Genomic DNA, 20080 nt, shown 5'->3' with positions numbered 1-20080 from the left:
CCAATCAGAATGAACGAAATAATGGAAAAACGAATTTTAAAATGGAGTCCCTATTATGGCTTTTAGAACAGTTATAAAAACGATTATTGCTTTAATACTACCAATTGCAATGACTTTTGGTGCAACGTCATCTCTTCCCACCACCCTTTATAAAATTGGTGTTATTCAGGTCATTGAACATCCGGCGCTAGATGCAACGTGCAAAGGAATTCGTGATGAATTAACCCAACTTGGTTTTAAAGAAAATTTACAATGGTCTTGGGATTCTGCACAAGGAAACCCGGCGCTTGCTACCCAAGTTGCCCAGAAATTTGTAGGGCAAGAAGTTCATTTACTTATTGGGATTGGGACAACGGCTGCCCAAGCTGCTTTGAGTGCATCGCGAGACAGAAAAATACCTGTGGTTTTTGCTTCTGTGACAGATCCAAAAGGGGCAAAAATAATGGGAAATGTTACAGGAGTTTCAAACTTTGTTCCCCCCAAAGATCAATTTGATGTCATCATGAAAATTTTACCTAACGCCCAAAAAATCGGCGTTGTTTACAACCCCGGGGAAGCAAATTCAGCGAGTCTTCTGACCCAAATGCAAGATGATAGTAAGAAGAAAGGGCTAGAATTGGTACCTGCAGCAGCTTCGAAAACAAGTGAAGTGACGAGTGCGGCTCAAAGTCTGATTGGTAAAGTTGATGCAATTTTCATCAACAATGATAATACAGCATTAGCAGCTATTAATGGCATTGGGCAAATTTGTCGTGACAATAAAATCCCGCTTTTTGCAAGTGATGGTAATCTTATAGAAAGTGGCGCCTTAGCACTTTTGGGTGCAGATCAATATGAAATTGGCCGTCAAACAGGCCGTATGATTGCTAAAATTTTGCGAGGTGAAGCAAAGGCTTCTGATTTGCAAATAGAATATCCCGCAAATGTAAACGTTGATTTAAATAATAAGATTGCTGAATCTCTTGGAATTAAAGTCCCAGAATCTTTGAAGAAAAAGCTTTCAGAACAAAGCGGAGGCGGGGCATGAACTTTCATCATTTTTTTATTCTCTGTTTCTTATTGATAATGGGAAGTATTTGGGCAGATGATGTGCCCCAATCTTCTCAATTGCCCCTTGTTGTGATTACGCAAATTGTTGATCATGATGCCTTAACGAAAGAACGTGAAGGTATCATCAAGGCCTTGAATGATTCAGGCTTTGAGGACGGTAAGACAATGAGACTCTTATATCAAAATGCTCAAGGTAACATTGCGACGGCAAGTCAAATTGCTGATGGCTTTGTTAGTCAGAAGCCAGCGGTGGCAATTGGTATTTCCACCCCTTCAGCGCAAAGTCTCATTCGCCCGATGGCCAAACATAATGTTCCTGTGGTTTTTACGGCAGTAACTGATTCTTTAGAATCACGTCTTGTGTCATCTCTTGATAAGGGCAAAGAAAATGTAACAGGTGTGAGTGACGGAATGCCCTTGAGACCTCAATTGGAGCTCATTCAAAAAATCGCCCCTTTTGTTAAAACTATCGGTGTTCTCTATAATCCGGGAGAAGCTAATTCTTCTAAAGCTGTAGAAAAGTTAGCAAAGCTTGCCCCTGAAATGGGGTATTCTTTAGTTTATGCAACAACCGCAAGAACAGCAGACACTCTTATGGCAGCTACCAGTTTAATTGGGAAAGCAGATGCTATTTTTATCCCTCTTGATAATACGGCGATGGCCTCAATTGATGGAATTGTGGCCTTAGGGCGTACAAATAAAATACCTATTTTTACACCGGATTATGATTCAGCTGAAAGAGGTGTTTTGGCTGTTCATGCACCGTCTCATAAAGCTATGGGTTATAAGGCTGGTCAGTTAGTTGCCAGAATACTTAAAGGAGAAAAAGCTTCAGATATACCCATAGAAGTGAATCATCAACTTGATTTGGTCATTAATACGCGGTCAGCAAAAATAATGGAAATTTCTATTCTTCCGGAAATGCTCGCAAAAGCAAAATGTGTTCCATAATTTTCTATCTAGAATACAGAGAATAAATTTGTCACTTTTTATTGTGTTAAATTTTAATATACTTGTTTTTTATCTCAAATATGAAGTACATAAAAATTTTTGTAATATTACTTTTTATTAGCAGGGGCTATCATTTGGAATGGTTTGACAATTTCCTTCATAAATTCATGAAAGACATGTACTTTTGGAGAGTTTTCTAAACGGCGATGATACGTATAATAATGAGGAATACTGCGACTTGGCATGTTTGGAAATACATCTACAAGAACTCCTTGTTTTAAAAGTTCCTCCTCATACCAAAAACTTCCAATCCTTAAACCATTTAATAAAGTTTTACGTAGAGATAATCCATTATTAACTTCAATAAGGTTTTTGTATTTAGAATCTCTAGAAGGGTTGCCAGTTAAGTGAAGGGAGAGAGATTTTGTGATTTCTGGCGTGTCGCCAATATAAACAACCATATTATGCTCGTATAAATCCTCAAGTGTCTTAGGCAGAGAGTGTTTGGCAAGATAATGTGGAGAAGCATAAATTCTTAAATCCATATCGTATAGATGGTGTTGAATTAAGTCTGGGTCAGATGATGATACCGGCATAATACCAATATCAGCATCTCCGATTTTAAATTGAAAAATGTCGGTTATGGATGAAAATCTAAAACAAAGTTTTGGAAACTTATGAATAAAGGGAGAAAGGTGGTCTAAGATTATTTGTGATGCACCTACTCCCATCATTATCCGAAGGGTTCCCTGCGGTTCCGATGTTTTTTCTCGAATAATATCTGTTTTTTGAACAAAATCACCAATAATCTCTTCACATACTTTGAGAAATTCCTCCCCTTGTTCTGTTAGTGTTATTCCGCGTGAATGACGAGAAAATAGAGTTATATTAACTTCTTTGCTTAGCGCAGTCATTTGACGACCAAGATTTGGTTGTGTAGTTCCAAGCTCTTTCGCTGCTGAACTCAGATTACCTGTGCGGGCGACAATAATAAAAGATCGGAGATGCTCTAAATTAAAATCCACTTAGAAATTCCTCTTATTAATAAATATACAAAACAATATTAATTTAAAAATAATAACGAATTCTTAATGTTTAGCAAAAAATATTATCGTCTAAGACTAAAAAAAATTTAGTATCGGTATTGCAGTCATGACAATAAAACAATATAATTATTTGTTTTTCGGAAAAATCTTCTAAGTTATTTTAATGAACTATTCCTAGTATTATTTACCAATAAAAATTGGAGCAAACATTTGGTTTATTTTTGATTCATAATTAACTTTATTCATATAAATCTCCCTATTTTTAATAGATGATCCAAAGCCTTAAATGGCATAATAATTAAGAAATAAGCTAATAAAATTTTTACTTATTTACATAAAATGGAATATCTTATAGAGAAACTAATATCAATAATTTAATTTTAATTATCAATTAAATTATAATTATAAAGATGAAGCCTTATTGTTAAATGTTTGATTATAATAAAAAATTATCTAGTATTGGCAGTATGCGCTAAAAAAGCGCAGGTAGCAAAAATAATGGAAATTTCTATTCTTCCGGAAATGCTCGCAAAAGCAAAATGTGTTCCATAATTTTCTATCGAGAGGCCGTAGGATTAAAAATATTTATCCTATTTGGCTATCTCTTGCCATAAAATTCTCTGCTAGGATTTTTGCCTGGGGGAAATCCACTTTTCCTGTTGCTAAGAGAGGAATTTGATCCGTGTAAAATACGTGTCGCGGAAAATTCAATTCTGTAAGCCCTTGAGATTTAAGATGGGTGGTAATTTCCTCACGGGACAGGGATCCCGTCGTTAAAAGCACAAGTTTTTCTCCCTTTCTTGGGTCAGGAAATGCAAGAAGTACGTGCTGACTTTCTGGCCAAAAAGTATTGATGATTTCTTCAATGTATACAAGAGAGATCATCTCTCCCCCAATTTTAGCAAACCGTTTAACACGTCCCAATATTGTTACAAATCCCTGTTCATCCACCGAAACGATATCACCCGTATCGTACCATCCAGTACTTGAAGAGTGATTGTTTTCTTCAAAATCAGATCTTGGGGGAATAATGCGACTTGTATCATGATTGATGTAGCCCAACATAATATTTGGACCCTTCACTAGTAATTGCCCCCCTTGCGATATTCCTTCAACAGGTCGTAGACGGTGCTGGATAGCCGGCAAGAAACGACCAACAGTTCCAATCTTATTATACATACGTGTGTTCATGGATAAGGCCGGAGATGTTTCTGTAGTGCCGTAAGCTTCAAGGATTTGAATACCAAAACGTTCGATCCAGACTTGTCGAGTTTCAGGTTGAAGTTTTTCGGCCCCGGCAAATACATAGCGTGTTGCATAAAAATCATAAGGATGAGCCAGCCTTGCATAGCGACTTAAGAAGGTATCTGTTGCAAAGAAAATGGTCGCATTAATGTCGTAGGCGGTTACGGGCACCATTCGATAATGTAGGGGAGACGGATAGTAAAAAGCCCGAATTCCTTGGAATAAAGGAATTAAAGTTCCCCCCATTAAACCAAAGGAATGGAACATAGGAAGAACATTTAAAACTATGTCTTGTGCGTTAAAATCAATGGTAGAGGTAACTTGAAATCGATTGGCATTAATATTTGTGTGACTGAGAACAACGGCCTTGGGTGTTCCTTCAGAGCCTGATGTAAAAAGGATAACGGCAGGATCGTCTGGTTTTATGGTATGATAGAGAAAACGGTGAAAAAATTCAGGAAAATGTGCAGCGATTAGACCTCGTATTTTCGCAAATAATCCAATATCGGTGCGGACATCTTCCAAATATAAAATTTGAACGTGTTGCGATAATTTTTCTACAATATCTTCTAAATGAGCAATTTCGATAAATCGTCGGGAGGTGATCACAAGTCTTGTTCGGGCTAAATTGCATGCCTCTTGTAAATTTTGCAATCCAAGAGAAAAATTTAACATAGCTGGAACGCGACCAATACTGTGTAAGGCAAAAAAGCTAATAAGAGTTGCAATAGACGTTGGTAATAGAATACTCACACGTTCTCCAGGCACCGTTCTGTTCTCTAAGTAATGACCCAAGATGTAAGAACGCATAAGAACTTGGCGATACGTGAGAGGATCACGTTGACTATCTTCTACAATAATCCTTCTCATACCATGAGTTTTGGCCGCTTCAATAAAAGTACTGAATAAAGTTCTTTCATAGGGTGATGTCTCAAATATCATACCAACCATAATATCATAGAGCTTACTACTCATGATTTTTCGACGTTCTTTACCTTTAAGGTTTTTGGGTGCGCTAATGATTTGAGACGGCAAAATAGTAAGCGTAATTTGGGGGAGAAATTTTCGTCGGACAACACCTCGTAAGTGAGAAAAGAAAGAATATTGTGCTCCCTCTATACGAATGGGCAAGATGGTGGCTTCCGCCCGGTCGGCAACCATCCCGGGGCCATCATAAATTTTCATTAATGATCCCGTTACTGTGATGCGTCCTTCGGGAAATATGACGCATTTGCGGTCTTGGCGCAAAAAATCTATGAGATGTTTCGTTGCCAGTGGGTTTGTCGGATCTAGAGGGAATAAATTTATACTTCCGCGCATAATTCGAATCCACCACTTGTTAATGTAGTGACTGTAAATAGCAAAATTGAGGCGTTCTGGAATAAATGCAAAAATCAATAATCCATCAAGAAAAGACGTATGATTTGCAATGATTAAAGTTCTTTTTCCAGAATTATGGTAGTTCTGTAGTCCTTTAATTTCTACTCGAAAAAGAAATTTTAGAAGACCATGAAAGAATAACTGAACTACAGATTCGGGTACCAGTCGGGCGATACGACCGATTACAATAAGATTGACCAAACCCGTTATTAAAAATATATGGGGAATAGGGATTTTGAAAGACACCAAAATCATCGTGATGAGAGTAGAAACCACCATAAAAAAGGAATTCATAATGTTATTGGCGGCAATGACTCTGGATCTCACCTTTGTATCAGATTCAACTTGTAGAAGGGTATATAATGGGACTGTATAAAGGCCTCCACAAACAGCAATCATCATGAGATCAAGAGTGATGCGCCAATTGTTGAAAAGAGTATTGCTGTGGAATAGAAATTGATTAATTCCAATATAATCGGGTTCGTTGAGACTAACAAAATGACTTGCGATGACCAGGTCGACAATAAACAGAGTCATTCCCAAGGCTCCCCAAATAATGTGCCGGGAATCAATTTTCCCTTTACTTAAATGAGTGCATAAAAAGGAACCTAGCCCAATACCTATAGTAAAGAGAATAAGAAATAGGGAGGCTAGGCTTTGATTTCCCCCTAAGACTTCTTTCCCATAAATGGAAATTTGAGTTAGGAAAATACCTCCAACTACCCAAAACCATGAAATACCAATAATAGATAAAAAGAGAGTGCGGTTTTGGGCCGTTAAACGGATAAGGGTGAAACTTGTTGTCAATAAATTTAAATTTATTTTCAAGTGAGGATCAGCCGCATTAGCTTTTGGTAAGTAACAACAGGAAACGAAGGCAGCAATGGAAGATAAGAGTAAAATAGTGCTGATAATGTAAATACCATAGTTGGGTATGGAAACAGCAATCCCTCCCATAATAGACCCTAATAAAATTGCTAGAAAGGTACTGCTTTCGATCATTGCATTCCCATGAAGGAGCTCCCCTTTTTTTAAATAAAGGGGGAGAATGCTATATTTAATGGGTCCAAAAAATGCAGCTTGAGTCATATTGAGAAAGAAAATGAGCAAGAGTAACAGCAAGGATTGCGATAGGAGAGCATATATCCCTAATGCCATTACAATTATTTCTATTGCTTTGTAAAACATAACAAGTTTTGATTTTTCATAACGGTCGGCTAGTTGACCCGCAAGACTTGAAAATAAGAAAAATGGTAAAACGACCAGACCTCCTAAGAGAGTCACAGTGAGGTGTCTATCATATCCTTGCGCCAATGTTTCATTGTATGTGACGAGAATGATTAAAGCATTACGAAAAACATTATCGACAAAGGCCCCTAGAAATTGAGTGTAAAATAAAGGAGCAAAGCGCCTTTGTGTGAGCAGGGTAAAAAAACCGCTGTGAGGTGCCATGCTATTCTCCCATTAATGATCAAATAGTAAAGAACAACAAGGGTAACAGCAAGATGCTTTGGGGAAAATTTATGAATGAGTAATGAGTAAATTATTGAGATTTGTCAGTGAGCCATTTAAATTGACATTGTGGAGAGTTATAGAGCCACTTATATTTCCTTGGTTCACAAATTGTAGAATAGTATCTATCGGCGCGTTTGTGACAGGAAATTGTGCATTGACTTCAACGATATTTATTTGAGTATTTAGGGCGTGCCCATTTGCAGAACCTGTGGCTAAAGCGTCAATTAATTGAGCATTCGTCGTTGTGCCAACATTTAATGGAGATGGGTTTAGAAAATGATCAATCGTATCATAAAGACTTGTTGAAATATTAATATGTAAGTTGTCAGCACTATTGTCAAAGTCGATGATGTGATCAAATTCCTTAAAAGAAGATAAATCAGAAGGATTGCCAGCGGAAGCGCTTACTGAAAATAAATCTGTACCTGATGTTCCTTGAAGAAGTTTACCAAATTCTATGTGTGTTCCCAGTTCTGCTAGTTTACCTTGGGAAAGGATAAAATTATCAAGAGTGATAGATCCGGATTGCTGGGAATTAGACCCAAATGTAAGCACAGTGGATCCGCCACTTGTTTGAGCGACTATACTACCCACTGATCCATTTATGCTTTGAGTATCGAGGTAGTTTGCTATTCCGAAGCTATCTAAAGTACCAGATTGGCTGATCTGATTGTAAAGATTTTCGGATAAAGCAAATTGTAGTTTATCAGAGCCGCCGAGGTCAAAATTGGTGAGATGATCATATTGAGTAAAGCTACCAAACCCGTTTCCTCTATCAATTGTATTAAACGTAATTGTATTATTACTTAATTGATCGATGTCTTGAGTAAACCCAAAATGAAAGTTTGTCCCTAAGCTTGAATTCACATTGTGAAGAGTAATCGCTCCCTCAACACCATTGGAATTTGAAAAATTTAACACAGTATCAATGTTGTTCAAACTGGTGTCTAGATATTGGGCGGCATGTTGAGTGACTGAAATCCCACCGACCGTTGTAGAGGCATTTGTTGCAAGGGCATTAATTATTTCAGTAGGGGTTAGGAGACCATTTTCATTTATTGAATAATAGACATCTTTCGGCACAACAAGCTGAATAATATCTTGGCTAGAATCAAAATTCAAAACGTGATCAAACTGGGTGAAAGCTCCCAGACTATTTCCAGAGGGAATCGTGAAGCTGAAAATATCCTGACCAGTTGTGCCTTGTTCGACATAACCCACGTGCAAGTAATTATCAAGATTTGCACTTGTTATGTTTGTAACTCCTTCTAATCTGATCTCATTATTAATTCCCGGAAAATCTATAATTGTTGGGGTTGTGGCAGTTCCTGTTGTGACAGTGAGTCCGGCTGCTTGTAATTGAGCAGCTGTGACTGTACCATTTAACGTGCCATCGCTACTTAAAGCTAGATACGTAGCTGTAGGTAGTATTAATTGTAAATAGTCGTGCGTAGTCCCCGTATCAAAATGGGTAACGTAAGTTACATTAGCAAAAGATGAGAGATCATTGGTGATGCCAGAAGGAATGATAAATGAGAAAGTATCGCTTTGACCGGTTACACCCACTTGTCCAAAACTCAATTGAGAGCCTAGATCAGATAAATTTGTTATATCAACATTGTGTAAAACTACCGTGCCTGATGTTACGCCATTTGTCTGGAAATTAAGAGACGAGTCAAAAGTTATATTATTTGATGAATCAAATTGTGCGGCTGTTTTGCTAATCGTGATACCGCCCAAACTTGTTGAGGCACTAGATTCAATAATGCTTCTGAAATCTGTTGTTCCTCCAAACATGTAGCTTGATTGGAGAAGATCGTAAAGTTTTTGATTCAAAGTGATTTGTATAGTATTTGCACTCGTATCAAAGTTAGAAATTTGATCATACTCTTGAAAAAGCGAAAAATCAGATGCTGAATTGCTCGGCACCGTGAATGTAAATGTACTTTGTGCATTTGGGGCTACATTAGAAGTACCTGGTAGCGTAGCAGCTGTTCCATTAAAAGTTGTTCCCAATTGGAAGGCGTCAGCACCAAATTGGGCTAAAGATGCGCCCGTCGTATAGCCCATAAGTTTTATTGTGGAACCATATGTAAAGGTAATTTGTTCATCGCCGCCGGTGTTTTGCATATTAATAAGATTTGGCTCTAAACTGTTAAACTCGTTTAAGGATGCTCCTGTTATTGGACCTTTAGAAAGAAGATATTCGTATAGGGGTTGAGATAAGTTAAATCGAATAACATCATGATTAGGATCAAAATTCGTGATATTTAGATTCCCAGCAAGTACAGGATTAATTGTTGAGCTCGAGAAGAGATCGGGTGTTGCATCTAATAAAGTTACGTTAATAATATTGTTGCTACCACTCTTTAAGAAAATTTGGCTTTGCCCCCAATTTATAATGTTATTATGGCTATCTTGCATTTGTAATAACGTTCCAAAACGAGAGACATTTATCGCAGTATCTGTCCAGAATGGTGTTGAGGACATATCATTGATGGCAGGATAAAAGTTAGCCCCACCAGAGCCACCAATAGCAATCGTATTCCCGAACGTTACTGTGACATCATCATCTAAAGTATCAATTATTAATCTGTCTAAACTTGAATAAATAGTACTATATTGATCGTCCATAATTGCGACTTGAGTATTGGCAAAATTAAAATCCACATCAGATACAGAATTATGCGATCCAATTTCAAGGGTATTCAAAACCCCGTAAATAGTTCCTGAGCCATATATTGTTTGACTTCCGTATGACCCGATAGAAGAAAACGTAGGATTTGGAGTATATCCAAAAACAAAAGTTCCGTTAAATGTATTTTCAAATGGAGAAAAACCTAAGGTCGAGGGTTGATATTGATTGAAGATGAAGTTATCAGCTACCCCATAGACTGTTCCGGTAACATTGAAAACATTTTGACCAAATTGCGCAACGTAATTATTGACGTTCAAAAACGATGATGTATTTGTGTTTGATAAATTAATAATAATATTTTCAAAGTTGCCATAAGCCGTCGTGCCAGGCGTGGTATTGATCAACATATTGCCCCCAAAAGCAGCAGCAGTATTGCTATATAATTGGCTGCCGTATGTGGTGCCACCAAAAAAATTGTGGGCTCCAGCAGAGGGAGCAAAGGTATAATCAGTTGATCCATCTATAGGATCTATATTTCCTATGATAACTTCATTGCTGGCCTGACCTTGAAAGTATGTTGGTCTTGAGGCTTCCCCTATAAATCTTGTAATTCCGAGGTTATCAGGTTGAAGGTTTGTATCAGAGGTAATGTTGCCTGTGGATTCAAATACTCCAACCAAAAGAGGGCTTAGAATCGGATGATTAGTTGAAAAATGAGGATCGTTGGCTTCAATGATCACTGGACTTAAGATTGGGGTATTCGGTGTTGTTGTGTCGGTTACAGTGATTGTTCCAAAGTGATTGGCTGAGAAAGAAATAGCCGACGTATTCAAAGCAAGTTGTGGGAATGTAATACCCGATGATGCTAAAGCATTTGTATAGGTGTTATCAAAATAATTTGTGACGGTATAAGTTGAATCAGCGTTTGCAATATCTACATTTTGGAAATAATTATCTAATTCTAGATAATAAATACCATTTCCTATAGTGCCACCAGTTGATGATAGGATAAGGGGATTGGGGTTTGCATTCGTAAACGGGGCAACAGTAACGGGAGCAATTGGATAAGAAACATCAACGGTTACTATTAACGAATTATAACTTGTAATATTGGGGATATCGGCTAATGTTATGGATCCCGCATTTAAAGATGGGGTAAAAGAAAGGACACTATCTCCTGATTGGGAGCTGAAAGTTGTAAAGCCGGGGGTATTTAATTCACTCGCACTTAAAGTGCGATCGTAATTTGTATTTAATGATTTAAATAGACCGGGAGCCACCTGGAAGTTTAATGTATCCAAAGTGGGTCTAAAACCATTTATGGTCACATTTCCTTGCATTGCCCCATATACATCTCCCAGGGAAAAAATTGTAAAAGTATAAATATTGGGATTATTGCCGGCAGTTGAAGGGGTTATGTAGGTATTATTGCCCCAATTAATAACATTATGATTAGCGTCCATTATAGAGACATGGCCGACTGACGGATTCATGATTGTTACAATTTGCGAAACAAAGCTTGTTCTTGATAAATCAGCGATATCGCCATAAAAGTGGGTTGGCGTCGCTCCCGCAATTAAGGTGCTATTTTTGAATGTAAATATATTGCCATCAGTGGATAGAGTTCCACCAATTAGACTTGTTCCTGTACGGGGAAAGGCCGAAGTTTCTTGATTGGCCATAATGAGAGTTCCAACACTTGTGTAAAGATTAGCTGAACCTGCGAAGGTGGTGTTGACAGGCTGGCTAATTAACGTATTAGAACCAAAATTAAATATATTTCCCTGAATAAATGCATTTCCATACAATGGATTGGAAACCATAACGGGTGTTGGATCAACAAGAATGAGGGAAAGACTCCTCATGTTTCCATAAAGATTACCGCTGCCATATTCCTTATTATCTGAAAAAGTAATGGAGTTCCCTTTGATTGTATTATCAATAGGTGTAATTGTTATAGGGCCGCCTGTAGTGGATGCAACTAAGTTACCCGCAGCTTTCATGGTTAATGTTTGATTATTACCGTATATACCTGCTCCATTGGTATTTGCATTTGTATCAAATGCATTGACGTTAAACAGGTTGCTATTAAAGAAAATTATTTGGTCATTTAGTGAACTATTGGGGGTTGTTCCTATATTTGTGAAATTAATATTATTTATGTTACCCACTGCTGTATGACCCGTTGTCACTGAACCTGATGTAGAACTACTCACATCATAAATTAAGTTTGAACCAAAATTAATTTTTAAGGCCGCATTTGTTGGATTTGTAGTTGGGTCAAAGTTCAGATCATTACCACTCGCAACAATTGTGTTGCCCGGTGTTTTGGTTTCAAAAGCATAAGACGAATAGGTTATGTCCGTTGCGGTTATGGTTGGGTCTTGAGGGTCAATGGGCCCGTTATGGATGAGACCATCGGTTGAGGCGATTGCAAAGATGTGAACTGTAGGTAGATTTTGAGACGGACTAATGCCGTCAGATATACCAACAGTAAGGTAAGTATCTATGGGTTTGTTGGGTTCAAGATTTACAACGAGTGTTCCTTCGGAATTAAAAGTTATTCCATTATCCACAGTTCCTTCAATAACGAAGGTAGTAACGCCCAACTGCGTTGTACTCGGCAAAGAAATTTCTCCTGCCGCTCCCCCCCGAACGGAGTATTGCACAATGGAGGGATCTCCCACAAAAAACCCTCCAAAAGCATAAGGGATTGATACATTAACTTTGACGGGATCAAAGTCAGCAGGTATGGGATTAATTGTAGGAGGAACATAGGTCGAGCCTGTGGATATAAATTGAATAGGAACATTCGAATAAGTCGCATCAAGAAGGAGAAAAGTACTTGATGGAGCAAATAAGCCACCTCCTAAAGTTAGGGAGCCATTGTCCCCTCCAACCCCAACGAATTGATATGTACTTCCCGTAATCGTATAATAGCTTCCAAATTTTTCTGCATTGAGAATTTGTGTGATTTGATCCGTACCAATTGTCATTCCCAATCTTGCAAAAAGATTTGACTCAATGTGAAAAACAATGGTGTCCGTATTGGGATTAAAATTAGTTATTGTATCATGACCTTGCATGATAGGGAGGCCAAATGAATCTTGCGCAATGGTAAAATTATAAATATTATGCCCTGTGCCCCCGGTATAGGTATTATTTCCATAGGTTATTGAATTATTATTTTTATCTGTTACAACAATTTGATTTTCATCATTATGAGAAATAACGACGTTAGCGCCACTCACAAACCCTGTATACCCAAAAGCATTGGAGGGATTTCCATAGCCAAACGGATCTCCTAAATTGCTAATATGACCATAAAATATTGTATTTCCTGCCCCTCCTTGAAGATAGGAATTTTCAAACACAAACATGTTGCCAGAAAATGTAGCTGAGGAGTTGACGGTAAGATTTGAGCTTGTATTTGAAATATTACCCGGTTTTGTCGTTATGTTAAGTGTCTCAACATTTCCTACAACGGTTGTAGTTTGTCCGACGCTATCTCCTCGAACAATAATTGTTGTTGGGGCAAAATTAAAAGTATTATTATTTACATCTGCAGAAACATCTAAACTTGATGGGACTAACGTGCCTCGACCTATTATATCGAAAGGGCTTGTCCCATTGACAGTCGTGCCACCCGTCAAATTTATAGCAATCGTATCGATATACCCCGTTAGAGTGCCCGCACCATAAATTGTTTGTTGATTAAAATTAAAGGTATTTCCTATAAATTGGCCAGAGGCATCAGCATGAAGAGAAATAGGATTTAAACGACTAACGGAAACTCTTACATTATCGGCCCCTTCAGCCGTAATGGTAAGGGTTTCGGCGACTCCAAATGTTGTTCCAATTACGTTAAAGGCATTGGCACCAATATTATATGTGTTTCCAATTGTAGATATCGAGGCATTGGGGTTGCTTAAGGAGAGATGAGCATCATCAATTCCTTGAACAGTGAAGTTTAACCGAGCGAAGTCACCGTAGGCGGTAGCGCCTCCTGCGGTATCAACAATTAAGGCGCTACTTCCTAAATTGAAGATACTATTATTAGATGAATGTACATTTTGGTCCACACTTGTGCCTATAAGTGTTGAGCCAGTTCCTAATAGAATATTTCCTACTCCACCTAGGTTTATTCCTCCAACGTAAGTATCACCTGCAGCTACTGTTGTGATGGGAGCATCTAAGAACCCAAATAGGTAAGAGCTTGTTGTGCTATGCCCAGCCTGATCTGTTGCTGTAATTTCAAGTTGTTCGAGTATTGGTGTGGATGTGGTAACGGTAATGGTTCCAAACTGATCAATAGTCACATTGCCCGTATCGGCAGGGTTGGTATAAAAGTTCGGAAAAGTTAAGACAGTTTTTGTTCCATTTTGAAGCATGGTTCCATTGAAGGTGAAATCTTGTGTGGGTGTTATTTGACTTATAATCCCAGGATTATAGGCAGTTGAGGGAATAACCGTCGAATAGGTTGCCAATAAAGAATTTTGAAAAAAATTATCAAGTTCATTAAAGTGCGATGGGGTATTAAAATTTGACCCAGAGTATACCAATGGTTGTTGAGGAGCAGTGATGAGAGACTCAACAGGTCGATAAGTAAGCTTCATGCTTAGTGAAATATTAGAAATTTCAGAAAAAGAGCTAATATTAATATTTTCCAAAGATAAAGAGCCGCCCCCCGCAAATTGGATACGGGTTCCTGAACCAAGATCATAATTTGCGATATTTGGATTTGAGATAGGGCCAGAACTAAAAGTTGCACTCGCATTTAAATTGGATATATCAATGTTTTTTATATGGAGTTGATCAAATGCTCTAAAAAGATTTGGTGTTATTTGAAAATTAATACTGTCTGTGCTCATTTTAAAGTCAGTGATGATCGCATGACCTTCACTAATAGGATTGTTGTCCATGTCACCAATAAGAGTGAAATTATAACTATCTTTGCCATCCGGGTTTAGGGTTGTATGTCCCCCTGTGTAAATATTCGTCCCCCAAGTAATGGAGTTGTTGCCAGCAATGATAGTCACTTGATCAGATGAAGACGCGCTAACAGTTACGCCCTTAATAAAACCATTGTAAATGGTAGTGTCATAGAGGTCCCCCAAATTATTTATGTTATCATTAAATTGATCGCTTCCCACATTCCCAGTGATAATACTATTTTTAAAAGTTAAGTGAATATTGCTATCGTCTGTTAAATCTTTGGAAAGGATTAGAGATTCGAGGTGAGGAAAAAGAATACTATCAACACCCTTATCGACATCCAGAATATTCCCCAAAAATATGAGGTTGGTGGCAATTGTTGAGCTATGATTTGCTCCGGTGACTGAGTCCATATAAAGTGTTTGCATGTCTCCATACGCATTACCGAATCCAGCAAGCGTATTGCCACCAAATGTAATAATATTCTCAGATCCAGTTGAGGCCGTTGTATTTGTAGACATATGAATTATAAGAGCATCACCTTCACCATACTTAGTACCGAATACATCCAAGACATTGCCCCCGAAGGTAATATGATCTGTCGTTGAACCTTGAGGCAAAAAGATGGCTGAATATTCTGTTATGGATGTACTTGGAACCTTAAATCCTGCAAAATTTCCATAGGTAGCTTCTGTTGGAATTGTCGTAAGAGAAGATCCAGAATGACGAAAAATCAAGCTACTGGGTAAGCTGTAAGTGTTTACGTTATTAGCCGTATCTGGAAAATTAAACCCATTAAAGAAATTTCCAAGGGGTGTTGAGGTAAGAATGGTTGGGTTGGTTTGAGAATAAAAGGCATTAGTGGCAGTTTGTTGACCATTAATGATTTCATCATATGTTGTTTTTTCATATAAATATGTGATGGTTTGAGAGGTGCCGACGGAATAACTAATACCAGGAAGTTGGGGATGTCCAATTAATAATAGTTCTCCATTGCCAACTATAGTTGTATCCCCACTAGAGGGATTGAAGAAAGTTTGTTGAAATTGACCATTTCCGTCTCTCAATCCCACCATTGTGTTCGGATATACGTCCGCAAGTGAAACAATAGAATTTTCTGTGTAGATAAATTTTTGAGTGTAATATTGTCGATAATAGGAGTCGCCATTAGACGAGCCGCCCGTGACTATCCCTCCCGGAATACGTGGTTCATAGGCGGAGTCACCTGATCGGTTAATACTTGGGGCAAAGTAAGGTGCATTATTCTGGCTTATGGGGGCGACAGGGCTACCATCAATACGAACGACAAGTCCATTAGATTCAGGTTCTCCCGCTGGAATAATTTTCACAAGGACGGATGTTGGCACACTGACATTTACGAAAATATCTCCTTGGGGAGTGAATGTTATTCCTGCAACATTTAAATTAGATAATATTTCAGAATAATCTGCTTGTGCCAGAGATGTTGATATATTGGGATCAGATAAGTAGGTTATTATGGTGTGAGGAACAAGTTCAGAAGCTGTCACGCCTGTGTTAAATATTACATTTTCACCTGGTGTGTCGGTTGGGTACACGGGGACGGGGCTTATGACTTTGTAACTATAGGTATCAGTGACGGGTAATCCAGCATCACCAATATATTCACTAATTGCATTTCTATATATTGGGGTCGTCGTATCGTTATTTGTAAAGGCAAACTTAATAGTTGAACCCGGGAAGAAATTGCTGGAATTAAATGTTGCTATAAAGGGAACGCCGGTAACAGGTGTAAAGAGGGGTACAGCGGGTGGACGCGCCTCCTCATGATTTGTTTCAGATGATTGAGTGCTAATGCCTCTTAATAACCTTGTGAGTGCATCTTGAGCGCCATTATTATTGTGTGTGCCGCTTGAGTTAGAAAGATCAAGAATAAATTTGTTACTGGCACTTTCTGAAGTTTGGTCCAAGGTTGTTACGGTAGATCCTTTGCCTCCTTTACCCTCATCACCTAAAAGATTGCCTAATTGTGTGATTGGTGTTTGGAATGCCCCCCGTAAAAGGACATTAGCGGTTTGAGAGACTGTATTAAATATGGCCCCAATTTCAGCGCGTACTAAACTTGCAGATGATGCAAATAAGCCTAACAAGCTGGTTAATGAGGAGGTCATCCCTGCGTTACCGCCGCCGATACCCCCACCACTGTTAAATTGTACAGTTGTTTGACCACTCTGGAGACCCGCTCGACTATGGCTACCACTACTATCCCCTTCGGCTTTTTGTGCAGCGTGGTGCCCTTTGTCTTCATCTGAGCTTTCTTGGGTGTCTTTCCCTTTCTCTTTACCTTGTACCGCGTCCTTTTTTTTCTTTCTATAATCCTTAGCGTTTTTTATATTATTTTGCGCAGATTTTGAACGAGATTTTCCTTCTGCTCCTGAACTGGATTGTTCCGCAGAAGAAACTTCACCTTCTTCATTTTCTTCTTGATTCTCGTTTCCTAGTTCGGTCATCGGAATCACCACCTTTAGCCCTAACGGATAAAAACAGCCTCATTTTTAAGTTTAAACAAGGTTTTCTAACAGTTAAGATAAGTTTTTAGGGGCAATAATCAAGTGCTTTTGGTAATAAAACCATGAAAAGAAAGTAAAAAATATATTTTTTAATTAAAAATTAATAAAAGTAATGAAAAATGGTGGGCCCGGTAGGACTCGAACCTACGACAACACCGTTATGAGCGGTGCGTTCTAACCAACTGAACTACAGGCCCGTTTAAAACACGGGATGAAACAAGTATACAATACGAAAATATCATGAACAGTCAATCACAATCTATATCTATCCTGAGAGTTCCTGTCAATCTTGGATAGAAAATACTTTAGGGTGAATATTTTAAAACCCCTTTGACAAATTACTTTTCTTACGGCACATCTTAGGAATGATTTTCTTTCTAAAGAAGTTTCGCTATGTTAGATCCCCGCAAAATTGACTTGATGTATGCTTATCGTATTTTAGGGCATCTTGGTTTAGATGATCATACCTATGCTCACTTATCGATTCGCGCTGAAGATCCGGCCTTTTTTCATATTTACCCGTTTGGTCAGTTGTTTAATGAAGTAACGGCTGAGTCTCTTTTGACAGTTTCCCAAGCTGGGGTTGTTAGGGGGGGACGGGAAAGTCATATGAATCAGACGGGGTATGTGATTCATGGATCAATTTACCAAGCTCGCCCCGATATCCAAGCTATTTTTCATATTCATTCTCCAGAAATTGTGGCTGTTTCTGCTTTGAAAGAAGGTCTTATGCCTATTAATCAATGGGCACTTCATTTTTATGATCATGTAAATTATCATGATTATGATTCGTTGGCACTAGACATGACAACTCAAGGGCGAAAATTGGCTCTGGATTTGAAAGACAAATTTGTCCTTATGCTGCGGCATCATGGTTCGATTACGAGTGGTCGAACGATCAAGGAAGCTCTATTTTATACCTATCATTTACAAAAAGCCTGTCAAACACAGTGTTTGACGCTCAGTATGAATAGAGATGTTGTCATTCTCGATTCTGATATAGGCAAGAAAACTGCTAAAGATCTTTTAAGTTTTGAAGATGATCTTGGGGCTCGTGACTGGGAAGCTTGGGTTCGCTTGATTGATAAAAAATTATGAGGAGAAAAGGGTAAGCATGACTATTAAAAATATAGTGTTTGATGTCGGAAATGTTTTGATAAAATGGTCACCGCAGGACATTGTTCGCCATTTTTTCAATCAAGAACGATCGTCGGACGAATTAATGCTTAAGTTATTCAAATCCTCAGTTTGGTTTGATTTGAACTTGGGAAAGTTGACAGAAAAAGAAGTGATTCAGATTTATAAGAAGCAGTTAGGTATTCCTGAAGAAACACTTGAAAATCTTATGATTGCGGTGAGAGAGTCGCTCGTTCCCTTAGAGGGGAGCATCGAGCTTCTTGAGGAACTCTATGATCAAGGTTACCCCTTATATTCTATAACTGACAATGTGATTGAAATTGTCAGTTATTTGAAGACTCGATATGACTTTTTTCAAAAGTTTTCTGGGATTGTAGTTTCAGGTGAAATTGGTGCGCTGAAACCCTCTCCGCTACCTTATAAGACTCTTATAGAATCTTATTCTCTTGTGCCTGAAGAAACGCTTTTTATTGATGACCTTGATAAAAACGTAATGGGAGCACAAGCAATAGGATTGAAGGGAATGCAATTTATGAATGCTGCCCAATGTCGGTTAGATTTAAGAGATTTAGGCGTCAATGTGTGATAGGCATTCGCTCGCTTTGTCTAAATTTCCAATTTTATGAACATATTCCTTATGTGACAAAATGCAGCCCATGCATTCCCAACATTGACTATTAAAAGCCCTTGCAACCAACTTTTATATATACTAATAGTTGCATATAATTATCAACTAATGTTAAATTAAATATATTAATTACAACTCAAAATTGATAAATTACATGAGTTTTAAATAGTAGGGGTATTGAAGGAGCGACCATGAAAAAAGCGATCATATATTTATCTTTAACGTCTCTCATTGCCGTTTGCCAGAGTGAGGCGACAGAATTGGTTATACGACTAAACCCAGCTCCCCAAAAATTTTCCTCACTTAGTGAACCGTTAAAGCCGAAAACTGCCAGTCTTTGGGAACAACTCGAAGCCAGAGAGCTTATAAGAGTTCAAGAAGTATCTCGAATGGCTGAGGACTTACAAAATCTTGAGCAAGCATTAGCGTTTATGGGCAAAGAAAGAGATAAGGAAGAAGCAACAAAGGAGAGTTTGCAAGAAATGGTAAAGATCCTACAGCAAGAACACCTGGCTTCAAGGCAACATTTAAATCAAGTCTTGAACCAAAAAATACCTCAAAATGAACCCGTGCTTCCTAAAATTCAGTTATCCACACAACCTCTTCCCCTTTTTCATGAGGGACAGGATGTAACATTCTATTCTCGGCATTACCTTTCCTCAACTGAGGGTTACGGTAAATTAAAGAGTGCTGATATTTCCAAAAATGAGCTATCTGTCCAACAAAAGCAGCTTTATTTACAACGAAAATTAATTGGTGATAAAGCTTGGGGTCTTCTCGATGGCTCCAATCCCGCTCTTTCACAGGCACTTCTCATAGCTATTCAAGAGTGTGCGGGACAGAAGGTAGACATTTTCTACCAAGGTCTAAATAATTTTAGGGGCTGTCCTAGATAACGCCAAGAAGTGTTATAAAGGGTTGCATGAGAAAGAGTCGAATAAGTTGGTCTAAGCAATTACGGTTAATGGAGCATTTTGTTGCAGGAACAACTGCCCGGTGTGCATCT

General features: G+C 38.2%; 9 protein-coding genes and 1 tRNA gene. 6 read left to right on the top strand and 4 right to left on the bottom strand.

Annotation, left to right across the window (positions count from 1 at the left end; genetic code table 11):
• Nucleotides 1-55 precede the first annotated feature (55 nt).
• Both FJX03_07170 and FJX03_07165 read left to right on the top strand, forming a co-directional pair.
• Complete coding sequence (locus tag FJX03_07170) at nt 56-1027, top strand: ABC transporter substrate-binding protein (protein ID MBM3633463.1); 972 nt, start codon at nt 56-58, stop codon at nt 1025-1027.
• A complete protein-coding gene (locus FJX03_07165) occupies nt 1024-2001 on the top strand; it encodes an ABC transporter substrate-binding protein (protein MBM3633462.1) in 978 nt (325 codons plus the stop codon). Before FJX03_07170 ends, FJX03_07165 begins: the two co-directional genes overlap by 4 nt.
• Before the next feature lie 107 nt (nt 2002-2108).
• Here the strand turns inward: FJX03_07165 and FJX03_07160 are convergent, their stop codons facing one another.
• The 4 genes from FJX03_07160 to FJX03_07145 all read right to left on the bottom strand — a co-directional run bounded on the left by FJX03_07160 (nt 2109) and on the right by FJX03_07145 (nt 17506).
• Complete coding sequence (locus FJX03_07160) at nt 2109-3026, bottom strand: LysR family transcriptional regulator (GenBank protein ID MBM3633461.1); 918 nt, start codon at nt 3024-3026, stop codon at nt 2109-2111.
• Nucleotides 3027-3632: 606 nt separating this feature from the next.
• Nucleotides 3633-7124: an acyl-[ACP]--phospholipid O-acyltransferase gene (locus FJX03_07155; protein ID MBM3633460.1), complete on the bottom strand. Its 3492-nt coding sequence runs from the start codon at nt 7122-7124 to the stop codon at nt 3633-3635.
• Nucleotides 7125-7193: 69 nt separating this feature from the next.
• Nucleotides 7194-17249: a hypothetical protein gene (locus tag FJX03_07150; GenBank protein MBM3633459.1), complete on the bottom strand. Its 10056-nt coding sequence runs from the start codon at nt 17247-17249 to the stop codon at nt 7194-7196.
• 180 nt (nt 17250-17429) lie between these two features.
• Nucleotides 17430-17506 (bottom strand) — tRNA-Met (locus FJX03_07145).
• Between the two features lie 196 nt (nt 17507-17702).
• Between FJX03_07145 and FJX03_07140 the strand changes: the two genes are divergently transcribed.
• From FJX03_07140 to FJX03_07125, 4 genes are all read left to right on the top strand, one after another.
• Nucleotides 17703-18407: a hypothetical protein gene (locus tag FJX03_07140; protein MBM3633458.1), complete on the top strand. Its 705-nt coding sequence runs from the start codon at nt 17703-17705 to the stop codon at nt 18405-18407.
• A gap of 16 nt (nt 18408-18423) precedes the next feature.
• Complete coding sequence (locus tag FJX03_07135) at nt 18424-19032, top strand: HAD family phosphatase (GenBank protein ID MBM3633457.1); 609 nt, start codon at nt 18424-18426, stop codon at nt 19030-19032.
• Between the two features lie 233 nt (nt 19033-19265).
• Nucleotides 19266-19970 (top strand): hypothetical protein, encoded by a 705-nt coding sequence (locus tag FJX03_07130; protein ID MBM3633456.1) that lies wholly within the window; start codon nt 19266-19268, stop codon nt 19968-19970.
• A 26-nt stretch (nt 19971-19996) separates the two neighbouring features.
• A partial coding sequence (locus FJX03_07125; protein ID MBM3633455.1) for an IS1595 family transposase occupies nt 19997-20080 on the top strand: 84 nt, incomplete at its 3' end.

The organism is Alphaproteobacteria bacterium, assembly GCA_016870095.1.
Taxonomy (GTDB): Bacteria; Pseudomonadota; Alphaproteobacteria; order Paracaedibacterales; family VGCI01; genus VGCI01.
Note: the sequence above shows the minus strand (reverse complement) of the source record. Positions and strands in the feature narration are given on the sequence as shown.